At 64.7% G+C, this 3,690-nt stretch carries 1 protein-coding gene and 1 pseudogene; both read left to right on the forward strand.

Annotation, left to right across the window (positions count from 1 at the left end; all coding sequences use genetic code 11):
- Positions 1–302 (forward strand): hypothetical protein (locus ACLFQI_RS12410; protein ID WP_410759776.1); only part of this gene is annotated, 302 nt, incomplete at its 5' end.
- Positions 302–3,690 (forward strand): annotated as a pseudogene (locus ACLFQI_RS12415) (hypothetical protein); the annotation flags it as partial. The gene ACLFQI_RS12410 and the pseudogene ACLFQI_RS12415, both read left to right, overlap by 1 nt.

Raw genomic sequence — 3,690 nt, forward strand, 5'->3', positions numbered from 1 at the left:
AGCGCTTCGTCCTCCACCCCAGCTTGCTCCGGTTCTTGGTTGCGGCGCTGGTCAAGCCGGGCGAATATCTGCGCTTAACCGAGTTCTACAAGCGGGTGTTCGCCCATTATGGGATCGCGTTGGGCGGCGAGCCGCTGGCGACGGCGGTGGCCTGGTCGAGCGGTGGCGCAGGCGAGAGGAACTATGGTTTGGATGTCAGCACGGCCTGGGTCGAGGAGGCGTTGCAACAGGGCGGGTTCCTGATCGAACTCTCGGATGCCGTCTCGATTGTTCATAACCCCGGCCCAGAGGAGACGCGCTGATGAAGCTGATGAATCTGTTTGTCGAATCCCTCGCCGAGTCACTGTGCGCCGAGTGGGATCGCGTGTTGTCGGATCAGGCCGGCCCGCGTGAGGCGCGTTTCATCATCCAGAGCCTGGGGCCGGAGAATAGCTTTCAACTGTTCAAGGCGCTCGAGTCGCATCGCGCGAACTGGCTGCAGCGCGCGCGCATCGAGTGTCATTTTCGTGTCGCGACCGGGCTTTGGCAGGAGTGGCAGCGGCGTCAGCCGGCAGCGGAGCTGGATCAGGCGATGAAGCGGCTGGGGGGCTTGGGCAGTCACGGTGAGCGACATTGGATCGACGAGGAGGATCGGCTGACCTGGTATCGCAATCATACCCGTCGCGCCGACGATGATGGGCTGGTGGTGGTGCTGGTGGGCTTGAATCATGCCTCCGATCAGGGCGGGCTGGCGAGCTTCCATTGCCTGGATGAGGCCTGGGTCTGGCAGTCGCTGGGGCAAAGCTTCATGCCATGGGTCGAGCGCATCGATGAACGCTTGGGATTGTCGGCGACCACCACCGAGATCGAGCGCTTCGATCAGGTGTTGCATGAACTGTTCGAGGTGCGCCCGCGCCAACTCGAACGCCTTGCCGGATTCTTGGATCAGGAGGTGGTCGGCGACGGGCGCGATCTGCATTCGCTGACCGATGTGCTCGATCGCCTGTACGCCAAGCTGCCATTTTGGGATCTGCCGCCGTTTTTCGCCGCGCCTCGGGATAAGCGTGCCAAGGATGTGCTCAAGCGCGCGGCCGATTTCGTTTCGCATAAGCGCTACAAAACCCCGACCGAGCAGAAGAAGGCGTGGGATAAGCTCGAAAAGGCGTTCGATGAGGGCGTGCTGGAGGTGCCGGCGACGGTCAACGATCAGCCGCTGTACGCGGATGCGGCGGCCTATCGCGAGACCTTGCGCCGCTTCATCTTCGAGGGCGATACCAGCGCGCGGCAACGGCTGATGCAGTCGGATCTGGGGCCGATGCTGGAGGTGCTGAAGCAGCGTCAGTCCTCGGTCCCAACCGAAAAAAAGACGCCCCGGCGCCTGCGCGGGCTGAGCCTGGAGTCGTTTCTGGAAGCGGTGTGGCTGACGCTACTGGATCTGCAGAAGCAGCCGGGTTTGCCGTTGGTCGAGCGGATCGCGGCGATCCGCATCGAGGTGCAGGCATTCAAGCACGATCTCAGTGACGATGACGCGGGCGGCAAAGGCGCGCATCTGCAAGCGGCGGAATTATTGCGCAGTTGTCTCGGCGGGCTGGCCGAGGATCTGGAGCGGGTCGATTTTCGCCTGCCGGTGGACGACGAGCAGGCACAGGCACCGCCGGAGACCTGGGAACGGGTGATTCCGCTTTCATTGCAGCTGCCGATCGGGGATCGGGCGTCGGCGGACGGCGATGCCGCGCCGGATGCGGGACTGACCTATGGCACCAGTCGCGCGCGGCCGCATCTGCAATTCCGGGTGGTGATTGAGGCGGCGGAGGACGAACGCGATTTCTCGCGGCCGTTCCAGTGGGGGCTGGAACCGACCCAGCCCGAGCGTGTGCGCAGTGAGTGTGTGCGCACGGTGTTGCAGCGCTGGGCGGAAGCGGAGGAGGCCGGCACGCCTTGTCTGCTGCCAGCGTTTCAGATTCCGTCGGTGGAAATGACGGCGCTGTTCTATGCCGCCGATGAAGAAGAGGCGAATCGGCTGGTGAGCCTGGCGCTGGGTAAACTGCGCCTGGTCGATCTGCTCGCCGGGCTGTCGCCGAGCGCGGTCGATCCCGCGCTGTGGCGTCTGGTGGAGACGCTGTCGACGGCGTATCGGGATTGGCTCGCGCATGCGCGGGATCATGGCGACTACCAGGCCATGCGCACGCATTTTCTGCCGCTTTTGCATGCCTATGAAGCGCTGGCGGAGCGGACGCTGGATACGCAGGTGCTGGGCAGTCAGGAAGTCTTGCGGCGGTTCTATAAGGCCTTCCTGCTGGTCGATGACAGCATGGCGGCGAACGATGCCTATCTGCGCTCGGCGGTGGTCTTTGGCATCAGTCCGCCGGTGTTGGAACTCATGCACGCGCGCGCGCGTTTTCTGTGCGAGGGCTTTCCCGAGGCGGCGGCGGAACTGGTGCTGGGGCGCGATGGCAAGGGCGCGTTCGCGCGCTTGCGCAAGCTGGTCGAGATCCATCGCCCGCTGGCCGGGCTGGTGGTGGATGCCGCGCAACATCTGTCGGCCGAGATCAAGTCGTTTGGGCTGCTGCATCATCTCGGGCGCGAGCAGGCGGCGGAGCGCAGCCTGGCGGTGCAGACCCTGCTGCGCGACGAGGAAAGCGACGACGACGAGGATGTGAGCGAGCTCATCGCCGCGAGCGAGGAGCGCGAGGTGGTGGTGCGGGTGTTGGACGATTACCGGCGTCTCTATCCGTTCGCCGACGATGGGCTGCGCATCCTGGCGCTGCATGTCGAGGAATTGGGCACCATTTTGTCCGGCGTCGATCAATTCCTGCGCGACTATCTGCAGACGACGGCGAAGGATTGGCCGGCGTTTCATTGCGAAGTGATGGTCTATACCACCTCGTCGTCGCCGATGGCGATGGAAAGCCGACTCGCGGCCTGGCGGCATCGGTTGTCCGAGACCTATCGCGAGCGCGGGCGGCCGCTGGTACTGTCGGTGGGGCATCGTTACGCGCCGACCCGCGAGCGCATGGTGGAGCTGGTGCATCAGGAGCGGCGCCTGTATGACGTTGCGTTCCTGTTCCATTTCCTTGCCGGCGGCTTGGCCGGCGAGACCGAGCCGGCGCTGCCGTTCGCGTTCGATGTCAACGCCACCACGATCAGCCAGTTCCCGATCTGCGAATATCCGCGACCGATCCAGGCCGGCGATCCGTTGCGCCGCCAGAGTTTGCTGAGCAATCGGCGCCTGCGCATCCAGACTCGGCATGCCGATCTCTCGGCGCGGCTGCGCCATCCGCAGACCACGCATAAGGAGCACCTGATCTTCGGGCGCATCGATTACGCGCCTTGGCAGCCGGTGGTCGAGGCGCTGCATGCCAAGGCGCAGTGGGTCGCTTGTATCGATCCTTTTGTCGATAAGCGGCTGTTGCGCAGTGGCGAGGAAGCCGGTGCTGGGGCGGTGGCTGTTGGCGCAGGCGCGGGTGCCCGTGCTGGCGCGGCTGGCGTGGGCGCGGATGCCAGCGCGCGGGCGCGGGGGATGCAGCGCAAGATCGTCGGCTTTACCTCGGGCCTTGGGGATTATGGCGAGCTGAATCTGTCGATCTCGACCGAGCAGGATACCTTGGCGGTGCTGATGCGCTTGGTGCAGGGGCAGTTGCTTGCGTTGATGCCGTTCGCCGACAGCGAGGCGATGGCGACGATGGCGGCCAAGGTGGTCGATGAGGCGGA

This window comes from Halochromatium sp. (assembly GCF_046541315.1).
Classification (GTDB): Bacteria; Pseudomonadota; Gammaproteobacteria; order Chromatiales; family Chromatiaceae; genus Lamprobacter.